General features: G+C 69.2%; 17 protein-coding genes. 14 read left to right on the top strand and 3 right to left on the bottom strand.

The window, feature by feature from the left end; translation table 11 throughout:
- The first annotated feature begins 3 nt into the window (after window positions 1–3).
- From D9R14_RS18320 to fghA, 14 genes are all read left to right on the top strand, one after another.
- Window positions 4–795: an ABC transporter permease gene (locus D9R14_RS18320; protein WP_121624792.1), complete on the top strand. Its 792-nt coding sequence runs from the start codon at window positions 4–6 to the stop codon at window positions 793–795.
- The gene (locus D9R14_RS18315; protein WP_245420878.1) at window positions 792–1,631 is read left to right on the top strand and encodes an ABC transporter permease; all 840 of its coding nucleotides are present in this window, start codon (window positions 792–794) and stop codon (window positions 1,629–1,631) included. The genes D9R14_RS18320 and D9R14_RS18315 overlap by 4 nt, the downstream gene beginning before the upstream one ends.
- Complete coding sequence (locus D9R14_RS18310) at window positions 1,628–2,452, top strand: ABC transporter ATP-binding protein (RefSeq protein WP_121624791.1); 825 nt, start codon at window positions 1,628–1,630, stop codon at window positions 2,450–2,452. Before D9R14_RS18315 ends, D9R14_RS18310 begins: the two co-directional genes overlap by 4 nt.
- A 67-nt stretch (window positions 2,453–2,519) precedes the next feature.
- A complete protein-coding gene (locus D9R14_RS18305; protein WP_121624790.1) occupies window positions 2,520–3,593 on the top strand; it encodes an ABC transporter substrate-binding protein in 1,074 nt (357 codons plus the stop codon).
- An 8-nt stretch (window positions 3,594–3,601) separates the two neighbouring features.
- The gene (locus D9R14_RS18300) at window positions 3,602–4,657 is read left to right on the top strand and encodes a phenylacetaldoxime dehydratase family protein (protein WP_121624789.1); all 1,056 of its coding nucleotides are present in this window, start codon (window positions 3,602–3,604) and stop codon (window positions 4,655–4,657) included.
- Between the two features lie 12 nt (window positions 4,658–4,669).
- On the top strand, window positions 4,670–5,425 hold the full coding sequence (locus D9R14_RS18295; RefSeq protein ID WP_121624788.1) for a sulfite exporter TauE/SafE family protein: 756 nt from the start codon (window positions 4,670–4,672) through the stop codon (window positions 5,423–5,425).
- A 153-nt stretch (window positions 5,426–5,578) separates the two neighbouring features.
- Window positions 5,579–6,610 (top strand): AraC family transcriptional regulator, encoded by a 1,032-nt coding sequence (locus D9R14_RS18290; protein ID WP_121624787.1) that lies wholly within the window; start codon window positions 5,579–5,581, stop codon window positions 6,608–6,610.
- Between the two features lie 175 nt (window positions 6,611–6,785).
- Window positions 6,786–7,769 carry a formylglycine-generating enzyme family protein gene (locus D9R14_RS18285; RefSeq protein WP_500692520.1) on the top strand — a complete coding sequence of 328 codons (984 nt, stop codon included), beginning with the start codon at window positions 6,786–6,788 and terminating at the stop codon, window positions 7,767–7,769.
- An 11-nt stretch (window positions 7,770–7,780) separates the two neighbouring features.
- On the top strand, window positions 7,781–9,253 hold the full coding sequence (locus D9R14_RS18280; protein WP_121624786.1) for an arylsulfatase B: 1,473 nt from the start codon (window positions 7,781–7,783) through the stop codon (window positions 9,251–9,253).
- A gap of 261 nt (window positions 9,254–9,514) precedes the next feature.
- A complete protein-coding gene (locus tag D9R14_RS18275; RefSeq protein WP_121624785.1) occupies window positions 9,515–10,708 on the top strand; it encodes a M14 family metallopeptidase in 1,194 nt (397 codons plus the stop codon).
- A gap of 198 nt (window positions 10,709–10,906) precedes the next feature.
- Window positions 10,907–12,775, top strand: coding sequence for a DEAD/DEAH box helicase (locus tag D9R14_RS18270; protein ID WP_121624784.1), 1,869 nt, complete (start codon window positions 10,907–10,909; stop codon window positions 12,773–12,775).
- Between the two features lie 441 nt (window positions 12,776–13,216).
- Complete coding sequence (locus D9R14_RS18265; RefSeq protein ID WP_121624783.1) at window positions 13,217–13,498, top strand: metal/formaldehyde-sensitive transcriptional repressor; 282 nt, start codon at window positions 13,217–13,219, stop codon at window positions 13,496–13,498.
- Between the two features lie 32 nt (window positions 13,499–13,530).
- Window positions 13,531–14,658, top strand: coding sequence for an S-(hydroxymethyl)glutathione dehydrogenase/class III alcohol dehydrogenase (locus tag D9R14_RS18260; RefSeq protein WP_121624782.1), 1,128 nt, complete (start codon window positions 13,531–13,533; stop codon window positions 14,656–14,658).
- 14 nt (window positions 14,659–14,672) lie between these two features.
- Window positions 14,673–15,512, top strand: coding sequence for an S-formylglutathione hydrolase (fghA, locus tag D9R14_RS18255; protein ID WP_121624781.1), 840 nt, complete (start codon window positions 14,673–14,675; stop codon window positions 15,510–15,512).
- Window positions 15,513–15,566: 54 nt separating this feature from the next.
- On the opposite strand, the gene D9R14_RS18250 is transcribed toward fghA, so the two are convergent.
- From D9R14_RS18250 to D9R14_RS18240, 3 genes are read right to left on the bottom strand one after another with little or no spacing between them, the layout of a single operon-like run.
- Window positions 15,567–16,523, bottom strand: a complete 957-nt coding sequence (locus D9R14_RS18250; protein WP_170168673.1) for a Bug family tripartite tricarboxylate transporter substrate binding protein — start codon at window positions 16,521–16,523, stop codon at window positions 15,567–15,569.
- Between the two features lie 46 nt (window positions 16,524–16,569).
- Window positions 16,570–18,348, bottom strand: a complete 1,779-nt coding sequence (locus D9R14_RS18245; RefSeq protein WP_121624779.1) for a hydantoinase B/oxoprolinase family protein — start codon at window positions 18,346–18,348, stop codon at window positions 16,570–16,572.
- Window positions 18,341–20,458 (bottom strand): hydantoinase/oxoprolinase family protein, encoded by a 2,118-nt coding sequence (locus D9R14_RS18240; RefSeq protein WP_210210873.1) that lies wholly within the window; start codon window positions 20,456–20,458, stop codon window positions 18,341–18,343. Before D9R14_RS18240 ends, D9R14_RS18245 begins: the two co-directional genes overlap by 8 nt.
- Window positions 20,459–20,466: the final 8 nt, after the last annotated feature.

The raw sequence follows: 20,466 nt of genomic DNA, 5'->3' as shown, positions 1-20,466 counted from the left end.
GCCATGGCCGCCGCCAGCCCCTTGCACCGCTCGCTGCTCGGCGCGCCCGTCATCGGCGGCGCGGCGGTGGTCGGCTTCCTGATCGCCTGGTGGGTGTCGGCGAAGAGCTTCGACCCCATGCGCATCCCGCAGCCGGGCGACGTGTGGGACGCCGCCGTGCAGCTCGCCACCACCGGCTATGCGGGCGGCACCCTCGCCCAGCACACGCTGCAATCCATCATGCTCGCCTTCATGGGCTTCGCGGTGGCCGCGGGCACGGCGCTGCCCATCGGCCTCGCCATGGGCATGAGCCGCAGCGCGGAGGCGGTGTTCGGGCCGATCGTCGCCTTCATCCGCCCGATCCCGCCTCTGGCCTGGATCCCGCTCGCCATCATCTGGTTCGGGCTCGGCGACGGGGCCAAGATCTTCGTCATCTGGTTCACCGCCTTCGTGCCGACGCTCATCAATACCTTCACCGGCGTGCGCACCGTGGACCCCACCATCATCGCCGCCGCGCGGGTGCATGGCGCCGGGCCCCGCCGAATGCTGCTCGACGTGATCCTGCCCGGCGCGGCGCCTCTGATCTTCTCGGGGCTGCGGGTGTCGCTCCAGGCGTCCTGGATGGCGCTGGTGGCGGCGGAGCTGATCGGCGCCTTCTTCGGCCTCGGCCGGGTGCTGATGACCGCTGCGCAGGACATCTTCCCCGGGATGATCGTCGTCGCCATGGCGGCGGTGGCCGTGTGCGGCGCCACCATGACGTGGCTGCTCGGCGTCGTCGAGCGGCGCTGCCTTCCCTGGCTCAAGGTGACGCCATGACCATGGACATGCTGGCCAAATCAGATCTGCGACCGGTGCGCAGGCGCCGCGGCCCGGCAGTGGGGCCAGGCGCGCGGCTGACCCTGCTGTCCGCCGCCAGCATCGCCTTCGCCCTCGGCCTGTGGTTCGCCCTCGCCGCGTCCGGGCTGCTGCCGAAGATGCTGCTGCCCTCGCCATGGGACGTGGCCCAGGCGCTGGTGAAGAATATCGGCGTGCCGTTCGCGGGCGCGACGCTGCAGCAGCACCTCCTTGCGAGCCTCGGGCGGTTCTCCGCGGGCTTCGCGCTCGCCGTGGCGGTCGGCGTTCCGGTGGGCCTCATGATGGGATGGTTCGCACCGTTCCGCCATGCGTTCGCGCCGTTCTTCGAGACCTTCCGCTTCATCGCCCCGCTGGCCTGGGTGCCGTTCGCGGCGCTGTGGTTCGGCACCGGCATTGGCGGGCCGATCCTGATCGTCTTCTCCGGCGCCTTCGCCGCCTGCGTCATCAACACCTATCGCGGGGCGCGGATGACCGACGAGCGGCTCATCGAGGCCTGCCGCACCCTGGGGGCGGGGAACTGGCGGCTGATCGTCGACGTGCTCCTGCCCTCGGCGCTGCCCTCCATCATGGCCGGCATCCGGGTGGCGGCGGCGCTCGGCTGGCAGTCGCTGATCGGGGCGGAGCTGATCGTCGCGTCCTCGGGCGTCGGCTACCTCATCGTCCAGGGACAGGGATCGGTGGAGACGCCGATCGTCATGGCCGGCATGGCCACCATCGGCTTCGTCGGTCTCCTGATCGACCTCGGGCTTCGGCAAATCGACGCGCGCATCGGGCGCGGCTGGAGGGCAGGCGCATGAGCGGCATCGCATTCACCGACGTCACCCGCGCCTTCGAGCGCAAAGGCGGCGCGTTCCAGGCCCTGGAGCCGGTCACGCTGCATGTGCCGGACGGCGAGTTCGTCGCCATCGTCGGTCCCTCGGGCTGCGGTAAGACCACGCTGCTGCGGCTCGCCGCCGGGCTCGACCACCCCACCACCGGAAGCGTGATGGTGGGCGGGCGGGCGGTGACCGGGCCGGGACCGGACCGTGCCGTGGTGTTCCAGCAGTTCGCGCTGCTGCCCTGGAAGACGGTGCGCCAGAACATCGGCTTCGGCCTCAAGTGCCGCGGCATGAGCGACGCCGAGGCGCGCCCCCTGGTGGAGCGCTATCTCGCCACCATGCGGCTCGAAGGCCACGGCGACAGCTATCCGCACCAGCTTTCCGGCGGCATGCAGCAGCGCGTCGCCATCGCCCGCTCCTTCATCCTGGAGCCGGAGGTGCTGCTGATGGACGAGCCGTTCGGCGCCCTCGACGCGCAGACCCGCATCGAGATGCAGGAAGAGCTGATCCGCCTCACCGCGGGCCAGCGCCGCACCGTCCTGTTCATCACCCATTCGGTCGAGGAGGCGACCTACCTCGCCGACCGCGTGGTGGTGATGGCGGGCCGGCCGGGCTCGGTACGCGAGATCGTCGACGTCGCCTCCCTGCGCAAGGCGGAGCGCTGGGCGGAACGCCCGGTGGAGGAGGTGATGGAGCTGGACTCCTTCATCCGCATCCGCACCCGCCTGTGGCGCCTGCTGCGCTCGGCGGGTGCCCACCGCGACGACGCGGCCACGCACACGCTCCCGATCGCCTCCTGAAGGCGGCACGACGACGGCAACGACAAAGACAAACCTTCCAGAAAAAACGGGAACAGGAGTTCAGACCATGGTCTCTCGCAGCACGGTCCCCGCACGCAGGGTCCTCGCACGCACAATCCTCGCCGCCGGCATGGCGCTCGCCGCGCCGGCGTTCGCCGCCCCCGCCGCCGCCGAGGAGGTGAAGATCTCCTACCAGCCGGCGCTCTACTGGTCGCTTCCGTTCTACATCGCCACCGAGAAGGGCTGGTGGAAGGAGATGGGGCTGGAGCCGAGCTTCTCCACCTTCCCCGCCGGGCCGCAGCAGATCGCCGCCGCGCCGTCCAAGTCCTGGGACATCGGCGGCACCGGCTCGCCGCCGGCGGTGCTCGGCGCCGTGCGCTTCAACCTCGTCACCATCGCGCTCGCCGACGACCAGTCGGACACCGCCTGGGTCGCAGCCCGCGCCAAGGATGCGGACGCGATCCTCAAGGATCCCTCGATCCTGAAGGGCAAGGAGATTCTCCTCACTACCAATTCCACCGGCCATTACACGGCCGTGGCCTGCCTGAAGAAGATGGGCCTCGGCCCGAACGACGTGCGGGTGGTCAATCTCGGTCCCGCGCAGACCATCGCCGCCTATTCCTCGGGCAACGGCGCGCTCGCGGCGGCCTGGCCGCCCTTCTCCTACACGCTCCAGGAGAAGGCCGACACCAAGACGCTGTGCACCGGCCGGGACGGCGGCGCCGCGGTGACCGCCGCCGTGGTGGTGCGCGCCGATTTCGCGCAGGAGCATCCGGAGACGGTGGCCAAGGTGCTGGCGGTCTATCTGCGCTCCATCGCCTGGCAGAAGAAGCACCGCGCCGAGACCATGGCCTACATGAAGAAGTTCTACCCGGAAGGCGGCACCACGCTGTCCGACCACTTCATCGAGATGGATTACGACAAGCGGCCGATCTACACGCTGGAGGAGCAGCTCAAGCTCTTCGACCGCTCGAAGGGCCCCTCGACCATGGACCAGTGGCACACGGACCTTGCCGACTACCTGAGGTCCACCGGCACGCTGCAGAAGACGCCCGAGGCGAAGGACTACATCACCGACAAGTTCCTGAAGATGATCGCCGACGATCCCAAGCTGCGCGCCTTCGCCATGGACCAGGGCTGAGCGCGCCCATGAGCGAGGAGCGCCCGCGCATCCATCCGATGAGCCGGCCGGCGGGACATGTCCCGCCGATCCCGCGCTACTCGTCGCGCTTCGACCACGCGCCCGGCCGGCTCGCCGTGCTGTTCGTGGGCATGGCGGCGGAGGCGGACCTCGCCGCGCGCGCGCTCGCCGATTTCCTCGCGGCGGCGCGCGCGGCGCCCGATGCCCCCGGCCATCTCGACTGCGCCGCCTTCACCGACCTCGCGGGGCGGGCGAACCGCTTGGCGGCGCTCTATTGGCCCGACCGTGACGCCTATGCCCGCTGGCTCGGGGCGCCCGAGGTGGCGGCCTGGCGCGCCGGCACCCGCGCGCTGGCCGAAGACTTCGGCCAATGGTGGGAGCCGGTGAGCGTCGCTCCCGAGCGGGCCGAGACCATCGCCTTCGCGGAATATCGCCGCGGCCTCTCCGGCTGTCCCTTCTCGCGCCTGGAGCAGATGGACGAGACCGGCTACTGGGGCGCTGCGCGCGACCGCATCCCGGCCTCGGCCTGGGACCGGCTCGAAGGCGAGGCGCCGCGGCTCGTGTCGCTCGACGCCGCGCCGGAAGGGCGTGGCCAGCGCCTCGCGGTGCGCCCGCCCGCCGGCCTGGCGGTGATCCGCTCGGGCGTCTCCTGGGCCGCCTGCGGGCCGGAGCAGCGCGACAGCTACGAGCGCAACGTCCGGCCGAAGCTCGACGCCGGCATGGACTATCTGCGGCGCAATCCCTGCGAGGCCGGCTGCCCTGCGCTGCGCCAGGTGATGCTCACAGACGCCGCGGGGGCGCCTCTGGAGGAGGCCTATTCGCTCGGCCATTTCCTCTCGCTCGGGCACCTGGAGTCCTGGGCCATGCACCACCCCACCCATCTCGCCATCTATCACCGCGCGATGGCGGAGCGCCGGAAGTACCAGGAGGCGCTGGAACTGCGCACCTACAACGAAATCTACGTGCTCGATCACGACGCGCCCGACTTCGAGTATGTCAATTGCGATGGGGGCACCGGCCTCTTGCCCTATTTTCCCGCCCGCGTTCTGGGACAGGCCGGCTGACGCGCTGCACTCATGAGCATCGACCCCCAGTTCGCGACCATGGCGCTCGCCCTGTCCGTGGTGGTGGCCGCCGCGGCAGTGCTGCGCGGCTTCACCGGCTTCGGCTTCGGGCTGTTCGCCATGCCGTTCGCTTCCCTGTTCATGGATCCGGTGCAGGCCGTGCCGGTGGTGCTCTCCCTTCAGCTGGCATCCGGCGCGGTGACGCTGCGCGGCGACCTCGCCACGGTCGACCGGCGCAGCAGCGCCGCCATCGCCGCAGCCGGGCTGCCTTTCGTCGCCCTGGGGGCGGTCCTGCTCCACTTCGCCCCGCAGGACATGGTGCGGCTCCTGGTGGGTGTCGTGACCGTCGGCGCATCCCTGGGGCTGGCACTGGCTCCGCCGGTGCGCACGCCGCGCCCCGGCCTCGCCGTCACGCTCGCCACCGGAGCATCCGCGGGCTTTCTCCAGGGACTGGTGGCCATGGGCGGTCCGCCGCTCACCGCCTTCTACCTGCGCGGCTGGTTCACGCCCGCGGCCGCGCGCGCCTCCATGACCCTGGTGTTCTCGCTGTTCTGCGCGGCGCCGCTGGTGCTCGGCGCGCTCGCCGGTCAGATCACCGTCCGCCACATGGGGCTTGCCGCCCTGCTCCTGCCCGCGCTGATCGCCGGCACGCTCGCCGGCGGCTGGCTGTTCCGCCGCATGCCGGGCGGGCACCGGCGCGTGGCGCTCGTCGCGCTCGGCCTCATCGGCACGATGGCCGCCTCCCGCGGGGCGATGCTGCTGTTCTAGCAGCGGACGGATCAGCGCCATCCCGATCCCCCGGGCGGCGCGCGGGCCCCTCTTGACCCATCCACCGTGCAGCCACGATATGGAGGCTGGACGTCAACCTCCCGGATCCGCAGGTTCACCCTTGCGTTCCGGACCTACGCTCGTGCCGGTCCGATGTGGGATGGCAACCCGGTTCGCCTCGCACTGCTGCACATGCTTCCCGGCATCGCCGAGGAGCGCGGCGTCGCGCTTGCGCCCCTCTTGGCCCAAGCAGGACTTGCGGCCGACGCGCGGTTTGCCGGCGGCGATCTCGTCGCCCGCGCAAAGCTGTGTGCTCTCCTGCGCCAATTCGCACGGCGCAGCGCGGAGCCCGCCATCGGCCTCGACCTCGCCGCGGCGGCCGACCCGCTCCGGCTGGGCGCCGCCGGATGGGCGCTCTTCTCCGGACGCACTCTGCGCGAATGCCTCATTGCGCTCGCACGGCAGATGCCGGACCTGCAGGGCGGCGTCGCGCTTCGCCTGGAGGAGCGGCACGGAATGGCCGCCTGGCGCCACAGCCTGACGGACAGTGATCCCGAGCACGCACGCGTGCTCAATGACGGCGTCGCGGCCTTCATGCTCCGCGCCATCACGCAGATCGCGGGAGTGGACCCGGAACAGACCGTCGTCCACCTTCCCCATCGTCGCGCGGCGCCCGTGCACGTCTACGAGACCAAGCTCGGCGCGCGCGTGATCTTTGGTTCCGGCGATGGCATCGCCCTGACCTTCGACGCCGCGTGGCTCGACCGGCCGAACCTCCTGTTCGGCGCCACGACGCCTCCCGGTGATCGCCTGGAGGCCGCCGCAGCCGGGCCTGCCGCGGGGATCTGGGATAATGATGCCGCATTGCTGGCCGTGATCCACCGCCTGGTCGCCAGCGCGGCCATGAGCGGGTCCCTATCCTTGATCGATACGGCTTGCAGCCTGGGCGTCGCGCCGCGCACGTTGCAGCGGCGCCTCGCCGGTCTCGACACGTCGTTCGAGATGGAGGTGGATGGGTGGCGGCATGCGCAGGCCCGGCTTCACCTTGCCGGCGACGTCCTCCCCATCGGCTCGGTGGCGCGGGCGCTCGGCTATGGCCACGCTTCGCATTTCATCCGCGCGTTCCGGCGGTGGGAAGGCCGCACGCCGCTCGCCTACCGCAGGGCAGCGGCGATCGACGGCTGAGGCCGATCAAGGGCCGCGGAACCGTCCCGCGCACGGATCCGCTCGCATTGGCGCCAAATGGCAATTGAGGGCCCGCGATGGCTCCGGCTAAACCGCGGTCGGTGGCTTCGGCCCGGACCCCACGGTTCTAGACGGCCCGGATCGACCCGAGGGGCGGCAGAAGAAGGCAAGGACGATGCACGGGCAGCGCGATCTCCGCCCGCTCCTGAACGCGGCACCGAAACCTGGCCCGGGCGACGACATGGTGTGGCTCGCCGGCGGGCATTTTCTGATGGGTTCGGACGCGCACTATCCGGAAGAGGCGCCGGCTCATCCGGTCCACGTGGACGGCTTCTTCATCGACCGCACACCGGTGACCAATCGGGATTTTGCTGCATTCGTCGCGGCGACCGGCCACGTCACGCTGGCCGAGCAGATCCCCAGCGCGGCGGACTATCCGGATGCCGATCCGCGCCTTCTGATCGGCGGCTCGCTGGTGTTCGTGCCCGCGATGGCGCCGGGCGATCGGCGAGACTGGACCCGCTGGTGGCAGTTCGTGGCCGGGGCGAACTGGCGCCATCCCCGCGGGCCGGACAGCGATCTGAAGGGGTTGGACGACCACCCGGTGGTCCATGTCTGTCACGCCGATGCCGCCGCCTATGCGCGCTGGCGCGGAAAGGCGCTGCCCACGGAGGCCGAATGGGAGTTCGCCGCGCGCAGTGGGCTCGATGGCAAAGCGTTCGCCTGGGGCGACGAACTGGCGCCCGGTGGCGTGCATCTGGCCAACACTTGGCAGGGTGAGTTCCCTTACGAGAACCTGGCGCTTGACGGCTATGCGGGGACGTCGCCGGTCACGGCTTTTTCGCCCAACGGCTACGGTCTCTTCGACATGATCGGCAACGTGTGGGAATGGACCGACGACTGGTTCCGGCCCCGCCATGCCGACCCCTCGGCCAAGCCGTGCTGCCTTCCCCGCAACCCCCGCGGCGGCAGCCCTCAGGAAAGCCTCGACCAGAACCGGTGGGGACCCGCCCTGCCGCGCAAGGTGCTGAAGGGCGGCTCGCATCTGTGCGCGCCCAACTACTGCCGCCGCTACCGTCCCGCCGCCCGGCAGCCCCAGACCATCGACACCGGCTCCGTGCACATCGGATTCCGATGTGTCCGCCGTGTCTCTCCCTGACGAGGACCTCCATGACCGACGCACGCGACACTGCCGCAGATGCGGCCTCTCCGAACCGGCGCGATGTCCTCTCCGGCGGAGCCGGCTTCCTGGCCGCCGTGGCGGGACTGTCCCTGCTGGCCCCCGGCGCGCGGGCGGCCGGAGCGCCGCGACCTCACATTCTCTACATCCTCGCCGATGACCTCGGGTTTGCCGATGTCGGCTTTCACGGCTCGGACATCAAGACCCCCCATCTCGACCGGCTCGCCGCGGGGGGCGCGCGGCTTGGCCAGTTCTATACCCAGCCCTTGTGCACCCCGACCCGCGCGGCACTCATGACCGGCCGCTATCCGCTGCGCTACGGGCTCCAGGTGGGCGTCATTCCTTCCGGCGCGAGCTATGGCCTCGCCACCGACGAATTCCTGCTGCCCCAGGCGCTGAGGGAGGTGGGATATCGCACCGCACTGGTCGGCAAGTGGCACCTCGGCCACGCCGACAAGGCCTATTGGCCCCGCCAGCGCGGGTTCGACAGCTTCTATGGCCCGCTGGTCGGCGAGATCGACCACTTCAAGCACGAGGCCCACGGCGTCACCGACTGGTACCGCAACAACGAGCTGGTGAAGGAAGAGGGCTACGACACCGACCTGTTCGGCGCCGAAGCGGTGCACCTCATCGGCGGCCACGATCCGAACACGCCGCTGTTTCTCTACCTCGCCTTCACGGCGCCCCACACCCCGTTTCAGGCGCCGCAGCACTATCTCGACCTGTATGCCCACATTGCCGATCCCTCGCGGCGCGCCTATGCCGCCATGATCACCGCCATGGACGAGCAGATCGGCAAGGTGGTGGATGCGCTGGAGGCGCGCGGCATGCGCCGGGACACGCTCATCGTCTTCCATTCCGACAATGGCGGGACGCGCAACAAGATGTTCGTGGGCGAGGGAGCTGTGGCGGGCGAACTGCCGGCCCGCAACACGCCCTACCGCGACGGGAAGGGCTCGCTCTATGAAGGCGGCACTCGCGTGGTGGCGCTTGCCAACTGGCCGGGACGGATCGCGCCGGGCCAGTCGGACGGCGTGATGCATGTGGTGGACATGCTGCCGACGCTGGCCAGGCTCGCCGGCGCCGACCTCGCCCGCTCCAAGCCCCTCGATGGCCAGGATGTCTGGCAGGCGCTCTCCGCCGGCCAGGCCGGACGCGGCGGGGTGGTCTACAATGTGGAGCCCACTCAAGGGGCGGTCCGCGACGGCAAATGGAAGCTCGTCTGGCACGTCGTGCTGCCGCCCAAGGTGGAGCTGTTCGACCTCGATGCCGATCCTTCGGAGAAGACCGACCTCGCGGCCCGGCATCCCGACACGGTGAAGGCGCTGCAGGACAAGGTCATCGACCTTGCCCGAGCCATGGCGCCGCCGCTGTTCTATTCGGCGGCGCTGAAGGCGACGCTTTCGGCCCCGCTCGCCACCCCCGGCGCGGCGCTCTACGAGATGGGCCTGGAGGACGACTGAGGCCGCCGGCCGCCTGTTCGGGCGCAAGACCCCCCGGTCGCGTGGACTGACGACTGAAGCGCTCCCCATTTTCCTGCCGGTCATAAGCCAGGCCCGGCTGGGTTCCGGTCCTCATGGGACCGGCTGACGATCACGCATGCTCCCGGCAGAATCGCCGGCAACTCGCCTCAAACTCGCCGATCGATTGGGCCACGCTGGTGCGGGCTGCCAGGCGGTCGAGCGCGTCGAGACGCTGCCGATCGCATTGAAGGGATCTGTGTCATGTCCAGCAAGCCGGGCGAAAGCCTTGGTCGCCGCGACTTCATGATCGCGTCAGTTGCAACGCTCGGCGCATCGGCTGGGCTCATGGCCAACGCCAGTCCCGCCCCGGCTCAGGGTTCGCCGACCTCCGCAGCCGGCGGTCCATCCGCAACGGTCTATACCGGCGACGTCATCCAGGGGAAAAAGGTCGTCAGCGCGCTCAACGTCGACGACCTGGAGCCAGGGCGGAAGCATCTTCTGTATTTTCAGGGCGTCGAGACGCCCACGGGACAGCACTGGTACGTGTCGGTGACGGTCGCCAGGGGCGCCAAGCCGGGCAAGCGTGTCGTTCTGGTGAGCGGCGTGCACGGCGACGAGATGAGTTCCGTGCACACGGTGCAGACGGTGATGAACCAGCTCGATCCGGCGCGGATGTCGGGCACGGTCACGGCCGTGACCGACGTGTCTCGCGCAGCAATGGAAGGCATGCAGCGCAGATGGCCGAATGCCGGAAGGGGCGCCGACCTGATCGACATGAATCGGGAATGGCCCGGCAACGAGAACGGCCTGACCGCCCCAAGCCGGCATGCCGGGCTGCTGTTCAACCGCCTGCTGCGGCCGAACGCCGATGCCGCCATCGACTTCCATACCGGCACGACCGGGTTCGAGGTCGCCGCTTTCAACATCGGCGGCATGGACGTACCGGAGGTCAAGGCCATGGTGGAGCTCTACCCGGTCGGCCAGATCTTCGACAACCACGTGTATCCGGGTGTCCTGCACAATGCCTTCATGGACGCGGGCATCCCCGCCTTCACGCCGGAGATCGGCGCGGCGCGCGTGCTGGATCTTGAAATGATCGACTTATTCGTGGAAGGCACCATGAACGTCCTCAAGCATCACGGCATCGTCGCCGGGCCGATGGGACGGACGGGCAAGGACGTGAGCGTCTTCGTCGGCAACAGCGCCTTTCCCATCCTGGCGACCCAAGGCGGGCTCGTCGAGCATCTGGTCGGCCTCAGTGACAAGGTCGAACCCGGGCAGGAGGTGGCCGTCCAGCGCAACAGCTTCGGAGAAGTGGTCGCGACATATACGAGCGGCGTGGCCGGAGAGGTGACCGGCCAGCGCAGCGACGCGATGGCCGAACCAGGCAATCCCTTGGTCTTCATTCTTTTCCACAAGGATGCGCCGGATGGCTGCGAGAGCTATCCCGAGTGACCATCCGGCGCGCGACGTTTGCGCTTTTACCGTCGGCAATCTCTGGCCTGAGCTCAATGGGCACGGCGCCATGCGCCGCAGAAGCGCACGTAGGTGACTGTGGCATCTGGTCTCGCGGCCTATTACAAGGCGTTCCATAAACTTTCCGACGGCTCCCCTTCGACGCCTGACGATACTGCGAGATAGGCGGAACCAGCCGTGCCCTTCCAGACGACCAATCCTGCGCTCGCGCGCGCCCTAGCAGACCGGGAATACGACAACCCGACGCCGGTCCAGCGCGCCGTGCTGGCGCCCGAGGCCTCGGGGCGCGACCTTCTGGTGTCGGCCCAGACCGGTTCCGGCAAGACGGTGGCCTATGGCCTCGCCATGGCCGAGACGCTGCTGGGCGCCGCCGAGCGTTTCGAGTTCGCGACCGTGCCGCAGGCGCTGGTGGTGGCGCCCACGCGCGAACTGGCGCTCCAGGTCCAGCGCGAGTTCGCCTGGCTCTATGCGGGCACGGGCGCCCGCATCGTCTCCTGCGTCGGCGGGATGGATCCGCGCCAGGAGCAGCGCCAGCTGGAACGGGGCGCCCACATCGTCGTCGGCACGCCCGGCCGCCTGCGCGATCATCTGGAGCGTGGCCGCCTCGACCTCTCCGCGCTGCGCGTCTGCGTGCTCGACGAGGCCGACGAGATGCTCGACCTCGGCTTTCGCGACGATCTCGAATTCATTCTCGACGCCACCCCGCCGGAGCGGCGCAGCCTGCTGTTCTCGGCGACCATGCCGCGCGGCATCACCACGCTGGCCCGGCGCTATCAGCGCGAGGCGCTGCGGATCGAGGTGGCGAGCGCGGAAGGCGGCCACGCCGACATCGAGTACCGCACGATGCGTGTCGCGCCGACCGAGGTCGCGCATGCGGTGGTCAACGTGCTGCGCTATTACGACACCCCCAGCGCCATCGTGTTCTGCAACACGCGCGAGGCCGTGCGGCGCCTGCACGCCATGCTTCAGGAGCGGCAGTTCTCCGCCGTGGCGCTGTCCGGCGAGCTGAGCCAGAACGAGCGCAACCACGCCTTGCAGGCGCTCAGGGATGGGCGGGCGCGGGTCTGCGTGGCCACCGACGTCGCGGCGCGCGGCATCGACCTGCCGAACCTCGGCCTCGTCATCCATGCCGACCTGCCGAACGATGCCGAAAGCCTGCAGCACCGCAGCGGGCGCACCGGACGGGCGGGCCGCAAGGGCGTGAGCGTGCTGCTGGTTCCGCCGTTCCGCCGGCGCCGGACCGAAGACCTGATGCGGGGGCTGGGCATCAAGCCGTCATGGTCCGGCCCGCCGACCTCCGAGGACATCCGCAAGCTCGACCACGAACGCATGCTGCGCGACGCCGTTGTCACCGACGAGCCCAATGAGGAGGATGCCAGCGCCGGCCTCGCGCTGCTCGCCGCCCATTCGCCCGAGCACCTGGCCGCCGCTTTGGTGCGCCTCTATCGGGCCGGCCTGCCCGCCCCGGAGGAGGTGGCCGACCCGGGGGAGCCGCGCGCCGCACGCGACCGCGCGGCCGGCCGGGATTTCGGCGAAGCGTCCGGCGCCGGCGGTGCCTGGTTCCGCCTCAATGTGGGGCGCCGCAACAATGCCGACCCGAAATGGCTGCTGCCGCTGATCTGCCGGCGCGGGAACGTGACGCGAAAGGACATCGGCGTCATCCGCATCTTCGATGAGGAGACGGCCTTCGAGGTCAGCCTCGCCGCCGCCGACCGCTTCGCCAAGGCGGCGCGCAAGGCGGATGACGAAGATATCATCATCGAGCCGCTGCCCGGCCGACCCGCGGCCCCTTCGAAGCCTCCGGCACGCGGGAAGGCGATGCGCGGCCCGCCCTCCCCGGAGGGCCCTTCCCGCGGCAAGAAGTTTCGCAATGGGCGCCCGCACGGGAAGTCAGCCGATGGCCGAGCGGACGAAGGCAGGGCCGCGTTCGAGAAGCCGCGCGAGGCCAAGCCGTCAGGTCAAGGCAAAGGCGAGCGCCAGCCGAAAGGCGGGCGTCCGAGCCGCTTCGAGGGAAAGCCCAAAGGCAAGCCGACGCGACGTTCCTGACGACGCTCCGGGAGCCACTCGCGGGACCGGGCGAGAACGGAGCCCCCAAGAACCGACAAGGCCCATCGCGTGGCCCATCTGGCTATGCGGCAAAGATCGCTGCCAAGTGGCAAGAGCCAGGAGCGAGCATTGTGTCTCCGCGGCTCGGCGCCGAGGTTGGCACCAGACTCGCTGACTCTGGTTTTGTTCGCGATGTTGGCGCGCCTCCCAAGCGCGCCAATGGCGCTGCCACGGCTGCGATCGACCCCACGTCCACCGCTTCACAATCATGCCGGGATGACAGCCGGACGGTCGATCCCCTGCCCTTTCAGCCCGCTTTCGGCGGGGCAGGCCACGCGCAGCAGCCTCCATCAGCGGAGGCGAGCAGGGATTGCGCACATACTCCCATCAGTATAATTCCCTGACTCGTGGAGCCTCCAGTTCGCACGCATCGGTGCCTCTATGCCGCATTCGCCGGATGACAAGAAGCGCGCCCTGGCGCGCCTGCGCCGCATCAAGGGCCAGGCCGAGGCGCTGGAACGCGCGATCGAGGCGGGGGTGGAATGCCGGCTGCTGCTCCAGCAGATCGCCGCGCTGCGCGGAGCGGCGGGTGGGCTGATGGCCGAAGTGCTCGACAGTCATCTGCGCGACACGATCGGTCCCCTGGCGGCAAAGGCAGGGGCTGCCCCGATGCCGGATGACCTCAACGACATCATGCAGATTCTGCGCACCTATCTGAAATAGCCGTACACCAAGCCAGACAAAGGGGAAGACTCATGAAATCGCGCGCCGCCGTGGCCTGGGAGGCCAAGAAGCCGCTGACCATCGAAACCATCGAGATCGGCGGGCCGAAGCCCGGCGAGGTGCTGGTCGAGATCATGGCGACCGGCGTGTGCCACACCGACGCCTACACGCTCGATGGCCTCGACAGCGAGGGAAAGTTCCCCGCCATTCTCGGCCATGAGGGCGCGGGCATCGTGCGCGAGGTCGGCGCCGGCGTGACCTCGCTCAAGGTCGGGGATCACGTCATTCCGCTCTACACGCCGGAATGCCGGAGCTGCAAGACCTGCCTGTCGCAGCGCTCGAACCTCTGCACCTCGATCCGCGCCACGCAAGGCCAGGGCCTGATGCCGGACCGGACCTCGCGCTTCTCCTGCGAGGCCATTGGTGGAAAAAGCACGGAAATCTTCCACTATATGGGCTGCTCGACCTTCTCGAACTTCACCGTGCTGCCGGAGATCGCGCTGGCCAAGGTGCGCGAGGACGCCCCCTTCGACAAGATCTGCTACATCGGCTGCGGCGTCACCACCGGCATCGGCGCGGTGGTCTACACCGCCAAGGTGTGGCCCGGCGCGAACGTCGTGGTGTTCGGCCTCGGCGGTATTGGGCTCAACGTGATCCAGGGCGCCCGCATGGTCGGCGCCGACAAGATCATCGGCGTGGACATCAACCCGGCGAAGGTCGAGATGGCGAAGAAGTTCGGCATGACCGACTTCATCAACCCGCTGGAGATCGGTTCGGACAAGGTGGTCTCCGCCATTCAGGACCTGACGGATGGCGGCGCGGACTTCACCTTTGACTGCACCGGCAATGTGACTGTCATGCGTCAGGCTCTGGAAGCCTGCCATCGCGGCTGGGGAACCTCGATCGTCATCGGTGTGGCGCCGGCGGGGGCGGAGATCTCCACCCGCCCCTTCCAGCTCGTGACCGGCCGCAACTGGCGCGGCTCGGCCTTTGGCGGCGCGCGTGGGCGCACCGACGTGCCGAAGATCGTCGACTGGTACATGGAGGGCAAGATCAACATCGACGACCTGATCACCCACACCATGCCGCTCGACGAGATCAATACCGCCTTCGACCTGATGCATGAAGGCAAGTCGATCCGCTCGGTCGTGATCTACTGATGGAAACGACGGCGATGCAGACGGTCTCGACGGCGAAGTCCCATGGCGGTGTCCAGGGTGTCTATCGGCACTCTTCGCAGGTGACCGGCTCGACCATGACCTTCGCCGTCTTCGTGCCGCCTCAGGCCGCACGTGGGCCGGTGCCGGTGCTTTGGTATCTGTCGGGGCTCACCTGCACCCATGCCAATGTCATGGAGAAGGGCGAGTACCGCGCGGCGGCGGCCGAGCGCGGCGTCATCATCGTGGCGCCCGATACCAGCCCGCGCGGCGCCCATGTCGCGGACGAGCCGGACAATTGGCAGTTCGGCTCCGGTGCCGGCTTCTATCTGGACGCGACGCAGGACCCCTACGCGCCGCACTACCGGATGTATTCCTACATCGTCGAGGAACTCACCGCGCTCATCGCCGCCGAGTTTCCTGCCGATATGAGCCGGCAGGGCATTTTCGGCCACTCGATGGGCGGACATGGCGCGCTGACCTTTGCGCTGAAGCATCCCGACCGCTTCAAGAGCTGTTCGGCCTTCGCTCCGATCGTCCAGCCGTCGACCGCGGACTGGTCACGCCCGGCGTTGGAGAAATATCTCGGCAAGGACGAGGCGGCGTGGCGCTCCTACGACGCCGTGGCGCTGATCGAGGACGGCAAGCGCTTTCCGGAGTTCCTCGTCGATCAGGGCGCGGCGGATCCGTTCCTGAAGACGGGCCTTCGGCCGGAACTGCTGGTCGCGGCCTGCCAGACTGCGGGCATCCCCGTCACGCTCAATATGCGCGAGGGATACGACCATTCCTATTTCTTCATCTCGACCTTCATGGCGAGCCATATCCATTGGCACGCGGCGCGGCTGGAAAAGGCGTGACGGTGAAGACGGCTGCGGAAGCGAATGCGCTCCCGCAGCCCGCCGGCTCTGCCGTCACTGCGCCTTAAGATTGAGATCCCGGGCGAGGGCCTCATAGGTGTCGACCTCGCGCGCAACGATGTTCGTGAATTCCACCGGGCCGGCCGCGATCACGTCCACGCCCAGGTCGGCGAAGCGCTTCTGCATTTCCGGCGTCGCGATGCCCGCCATGACGGCGTCGTTGATCTTCTTCACCAGGTCCGGCGACATGTTGGCCGGGCCGGTCAGGCCGATCCAGGTTTCGGAAAGCACCTTCGGCAGGCCCACCTCGGCGAAGGTGGGCACGTCCGGCAGATGGGCGGAGCGCTTTTCCGAGCCGATCGCGAGCGCGCGCACCTGACCGGACTTCACCGCGCCGAGCGCCTGGTTCACGGCCGAGAACGACATCGGCACATGGCCGCCGATCACCGCCTGAAGGCTTTCTCCCGAGCTCTTGAAGGGGACGTGGTTCAGCTTCACGCCCGCTTCCCGCTCGAACAGGATCCCCATGAAGTGCGAGGTGGAGCCGACGCCCGAACTGCCATACGGAATCTCGCCCGGATGCGCCTTGGCATCGTCCACCACCGACTTCACGTCGGTGTACTTCGTGTCCTTGTTCACCGTCAGCATGGAGGGCGCAGTGGCGATCAGGCTGATGTAGGTCAGGTCCTTCTTGGTGTCGTAGTCGACCTTCTGGAGCGCCGGCGCCATGGTGTGCGTTCCGGGGATCATCAGCAGGGTGGTGCCGTCGGGGTCCGCCTTCGACACCTGGGCCGCGGCGCGGGTGCCGGCCGCGCCCGGCTTGTTCTCGACGATCACCGGCGCATTGAGGCGCTTGCGCAGGTCTTCGGCCACCACGCGGGCCAGCACGTCGGTAACGCCGCCGGCGGTGAAGCCGACAACGATCTTGATCGGCGGCCCCTCGGCGGCCCAAGCGGGCGATAGCGCCACGGCGACGGCCAGTGCCGCGCCCGCGAGACATGTGAGCTTCATCGGTTTCCTCCTGTTTTCTGGTTTTTCGCGGCCGCCGCGCGGCCCGTCATCGAGCGCCGGCCGCCATCGCGGCGCGGCGGGCGTTCGTCGCCTGCGCGTCGAGCGCGCCGTCTGCGCCAAGGACGACGCCGTAGTCGCGGGCCGCCGCCTCGACGGAGACGTAGCCTTGCCGGACATCCTCCAGCACCCGCCGGGGATCGCGCTCGAACGCCGGGCCATGCCCACCGCCGCCGCCGCTGCAGATGACGACCACGTCGCCGCGCTCCATCTGCATGCGCCCCTTGCGCAGGACGAAGGCGTCGCCATCGGCGCGGCGGACCTCTCCGCCGGCCGGCAAGGCGGCGCCGCCGCCCGCAAGGCCCCAGGGCGGGCACGCGGTGCGATCCATCTTGTTCATCAGCGTGAGCGGCTGAAGGAAGCGGTAGACCTTCTCGACCCCGAGGCCGCCGCGGAAGCGACCCGGACCGGCGGAATCCGGCCGCAGGCGCTTGGCCTCGATCCGGTACGGGTACAGCGCCTCCTGGATCTCCACCGGCACGTCGCGCACGTCGCCGTGCGTGGTGGAGCGGTAGGGGCCGGGACCGTCCGCATCCGAGAACGCGCCCCAGCCGCCCGACATGGCGTCGAGACACAGGAAGCGCGCGCCGGTCTCGGCATTGATCCCGGTGACGGTGTGCGTGCCGTAGATGCCGTGATGGCCGGCCGGAATGTCGTCGGGCAGCGCGCCGGCGAATGCGGCGAGGATGGTGTCGACCACGCTGGCGTGGGTGTTGCCGGCACTGCCATAGGCGGCGTGCGGCCCGGCGCTCAGGAAGGTCCCGTCGGGGACCTCGATGCGCACCCGGCCGAAATCGCCTTCGTTCACGGGCGAGAGCGGCGAGAACAGGAACTTGGCCGCCATGCGGCCCACCGCCACTGCGCCGCCCTCCCGCCCCGAATTGAACGGGCCGGAGACCTGCCCGTTGAGGCCCGACAGGTCGATCGTGATCCCCTCGTCCGCGACCACGACCTTCACGTCCACCTTGATGGGCACGCCGACATTGATGCCGTCGTCGTCGAAGAACGAGGATGCGGCGTAGGTGCCGCGCGGCACGTCGCGCAATGCACGGGCCATGTCGCGGTCGGCGTCCGCGTGCATGACCTCCATGGCTTCCGTCACCTCGTCGAGGCCATGCTGGGCAACCACCTCCAGGACCATGTCGTGGCCCATGCGGCAGCCGCCCAACTGGGCCTCCAGGTCGCCCATGACGAGATCGGGGAAGCGCGTGTTGCTCTCGATCAGGCGGAAGATCTCGCGGCACTTCCGCCCGCGGTCGATCAGCTTCAGCAGCGGGAACTGGATGCCTTCCTGGTAGATCTCCGTCGTGGTCGGCGACAGGCAGGAGCCGGGCATGTTGCCGCCCACGTCCACCCAGTGGACCAGGACCGCGAAGAACCCCAGGAGGCGGCCGTCGACCCGGATCGGCGTGAAGGCGCAGACGTCGTTGAGATGCTTTCCGAGGGTCGCCGCGTCGTTGATGATGAAGACGTCGCCCTCGTGCATCTCCGCCGCGCCGACCACGTCGAGCCCGGCCCGCACCGCAAGGCCCAGCGCGTTGGCGACGAAACCCGGCAGGCTGTAGCGGGACTGGGTGACGAGGTTGCCCGACGCGTCGACGAAGCCGACCGCATAGTCCTTGTATTCCTGCACCAGCAGGCTGAAGGCCGTGCGCTCGATGTTCTTCTCGATCAGGTTCGGGATCGCGATCAGCCGCTGGCGGATGATCTGCAGCTCGATGGGATCGCTCGCACGGGCGAAGGCGAGGGAATGCGAGATGTCATCCACGGGACGCGTCTCCTTTGCGGGCCGCGGGAGCGCACGTGATGCGCAACTCCCCGAGCGCGCCCACGGTCAGCGTGTCCCTCGGGGCAACCACGGTGGTGGAGCTGTATTCCTCGATGATCGCCGGCCCCTCGACGGTCGCGCCGGGCGCGAGGTCCGAACGGCGGTAGACCCTGGTCTCCAGACGTTGGCCGACGCTGGCGAAGTAGACCGAGCGCTGCGTGCGCGGGGCGCCATCGCCGGCGACGGGGGTTCGGCCGATCGCCTCCAGCGTCGGGCGCAGCGTCGGCACCACCGCTCCGGCGCGCAGCACGACGAAGGCCAGTCCCATGTCGTCGTTGAGGTGGCCGTAGCGCGCCCGGTACACCGCCTCGAAGGCGGCCTGGATGCTCTCGGTGGTGGGCTCCGGCGGAATCTGGATTCGCACCGTATGGGACTGGCCCTGGTAGTTCATGTCCGCCTCGTAGAGATACGAGATGCGCGACACGTCGAACTCGTCCGCCATGTCCACCCGCAGGCCGTCCGCCATCTCCTGTAGCGTGGCGAGCGCGTCGCCGACCGCCTGCTCCGACAGGGGGTGCAGGAAGGTGCGCGCCGCATCGCGCCGCGCCTCGGCCATGAGCATGCCCAGGGACGAGAAGGCGCCGGGATGCGGCGGCACGACGACGGTGCGGATGCCGAGGCTGCGGGCGAGATCCGAGCCGAACAGGGGGCCGCCGCCGCCGAAGACGAAGAGCTCGTAGTCGCGGATGTCGCGCCCGCGCTCGATGGTAATCTCCTTGATCGCGCCCGACATGGCGACCGTGGCGAGGTCCAGGATGCCCTGCGCCACCTGGTCGATCCGGTCCGGCCCCGCATAGCCGAGCGGCAAGGCGAGCTGGCGGTCTATGGCGGTGCTCGCGCCCTGGCGGTCGAGCGACAGCTTCCCGTTCATGAAGCTGTCCGAGCCAATGCGGCCGAGCACCACGTTCGCGTCGGTGACGGTCGGCTCGCTGCCGCCGCGCCCGAAGGCGATGGGGCCGGGATCGGAGCCGGCGCTGCGCGGGCCGAGGCGCATCCGGGAATTGTCGTCGATCCAGGCGATGGAGCCGCCGCCCGCGCCGACTTCCACGATGTCGAGCACCGGGGTGCGGATCGGGAAGCCGCGCTCGTATCCGCCCACCCAATAGGTGTTCACCACGTCGAAGCGGGCGTGCTCCACCAGTGCGCACTTGGCGGTGGTGCCGCCCATGTCGAAGGCGATCATCCGGTCGATGCCGAGCGCCGCGGCATAGGCCGCCGCACCGATGCAGCCGCCGATCGGCCCGGATTCCACCAGCGTCACCGGCTGGGCGATGGCCGCTTCGGGCGTCATCACGCCGCCGTTGGAGCCCATCATGTAGAAGCGCCCGTCGAACCGGCGGCCACGCAGCGCCTCCGAGAAGCCGCCCACATAGGCCGACATCCGGGCGCCCACGAACGCGTTGGCGACCGCCGTCGAGGTGCGCTCATACTCCATCCACTCGCGCGACAGCTCGGTGCCGGTGGTGATGTAGACATCCGGCAGCAGCGCCCGCAGCACCGCACGCGCCTGCTCTTCGTGGACGGCATTGGCGTAGGAATTGAGGAAGGAGATGGCGATGGATTCCACCTCCGCCTGCCGCAGGGCCGGCGCCAGGGCCTCCAGTTCCGCCACGTCCAGAGGGGTGACGACGCGTCCCTGGCCGTCCATGCGCTCCGTCACTTCGAAGCGGAGGCTGCGCGGCACGAGCGGAGCACCGCGGCGGTACCGAAGGTTGAACGTCTCCGGCCGGTTGCCGCGGCCGATCTCCAGCACGTCGCGGAAGCCGGCGGTGGCGATCAGGGCCGTGCGGCCGCCGCGGCGCTGGATGAAGGCGTTGATGACGTGTGTGGTGCCGTGCTTGAAGAGCGCCGCGTGGCTCAGCTCGGCCCCGGTATCCTCAAGGCCGGCGATCACGCCTTCCACCAGGTCGCCATAGGTCGTCAACGTCTTGCCGAAGGTCGTCGCGCCGGTGGCGGTGTCGTAGACGGCGAGGTCCGTGAACGTGCCGCCGGTGTCGGCGGCGATGAGGAAGCGGCGCGCGCCGTCGGCGGCCATAGACTGGATGGTCATGGGTGTCT

Source organism: Xanthobacter tagetidis, from assembly GCF_003667445.1.
Lineage (GTDB): Bacteria > Pseudomonadota > Alphaproteobacteria > Rhizobiales > Xanthobacteraceae > Xanthobacter > Xanthobacter tagetidis.
This window is presented reverse-complemented; position numbering and strand designations above follow the sequence as displayed.

Excerpts from the sequence above, each read along its gene's own strand:
- D9R14_RS18320 (WP_121624792.1), top strand. The coding sequence starts at position 4 with ATGGCCGCCGCCAGCCCCTTGCACCGCTCGCTGCTCGGCGCGCCCGTC.
- D9R14_RS18315 (WP_245420878.1), top strand. The coding sequence starts at position 792 with ATGACCATGGACATGCTGGCCAAATCAGATCTGCGACCGGTGCGCAGG.
- D9R14_RS18310 (WP_121624791.1), top strand. The coding sequence starts at position 1,628 with ATGAGCGGCATCGCATTCACCGACGTCACCCGCGCCTTCGAGCGCAAA.
- D9R14_RS18305 (WP_121624790.1), top strand. The coding sequence starts at position 2,520 with ATGGTCTCTCGCAGCACGGTCCCCGCACGCAGGGTCCTCGCACGCACA.
- D9R14_RS18300 (WP_121624789.1), top strand. The coding sequence starts at position 3,602 with ATGAGCGAGGAGCGCCCGCGCATCCATCCGATGAGCCGGCCGGCGGGA.
- D9R14_RS18295 (WP_121624788.1), top strand. The coding sequence starts at position 4,670 with ATGAGCATCGACCCCCAGTTCGCGACCATGGCGCTCGCCCTGTCCGTG.
- D9R14_RS18290 (WP_121624787.1), top strand. The coding sequence starts at position 5,579 with ATGTGGGATGGCAACCCGGTTCGCCTCGCACTGCTGCACATGCTTCCC.
- D9R14_RS18285 (WP_500692520.1), top strand. The coding sequence starts at position 6,786 with ATGCACGGGCAGCGCGATCTCCGCCCGCTCCTGAACGCGGCACCGAAA.
- D9R14_RS18280 (WP_121624786.1), top strand. The coding sequence starts at position 7,781 with ATGACCGACGCACGCGACACTGCCGCAGATGCGGCCTCTCCGAACCGG.
- D9R14_RS18275 (WP_121624785.1), top strand. The coding sequence starts at position 9,515 with ATGTCCAGCAAGCCGGGCGAAAGCCTTGGTCGCCGCGACTTCATGATC.
- D9R14_RS18265 (WP_121624783.1), top strand. The coding sequence starts at position 13,217 with ATGCCGCATTCGCCGGATGACAAGAAGCGCGCCCTGGCGCGCCTGCGC.
- D9R14_RS18260 (WP_121624782.1), top strand. The coding sequence starts at position 13,531 with ATGAAATCGCGCGCCGCCGTGGCCTGGGAGGCCAAGAAGCCGCTGACC.
- fghA (WP_121624781.1), top strand. The coding sequence starts at position 14,673 with ATGCAGACGGTCTCGACGGCGAAGTCCCATGGCGGTGTCCAGGGTGTC.
- D9R14_RS18250 (WP_170168673.1), bottom strand. The coding sequence starts at position 16,523 with ATGAAGCTCACATGTCTCGCGGGCGCGGCACTGGCCGTCGCCGTGGCG.
- D9R14_RS18240 (WP_210210873.1), bottom strand. The coding sequence starts at position 20,458 with ATGACCATCCAGTCTATGGCCGCCGACGGCGCGCGCCGCTTCCTCATC.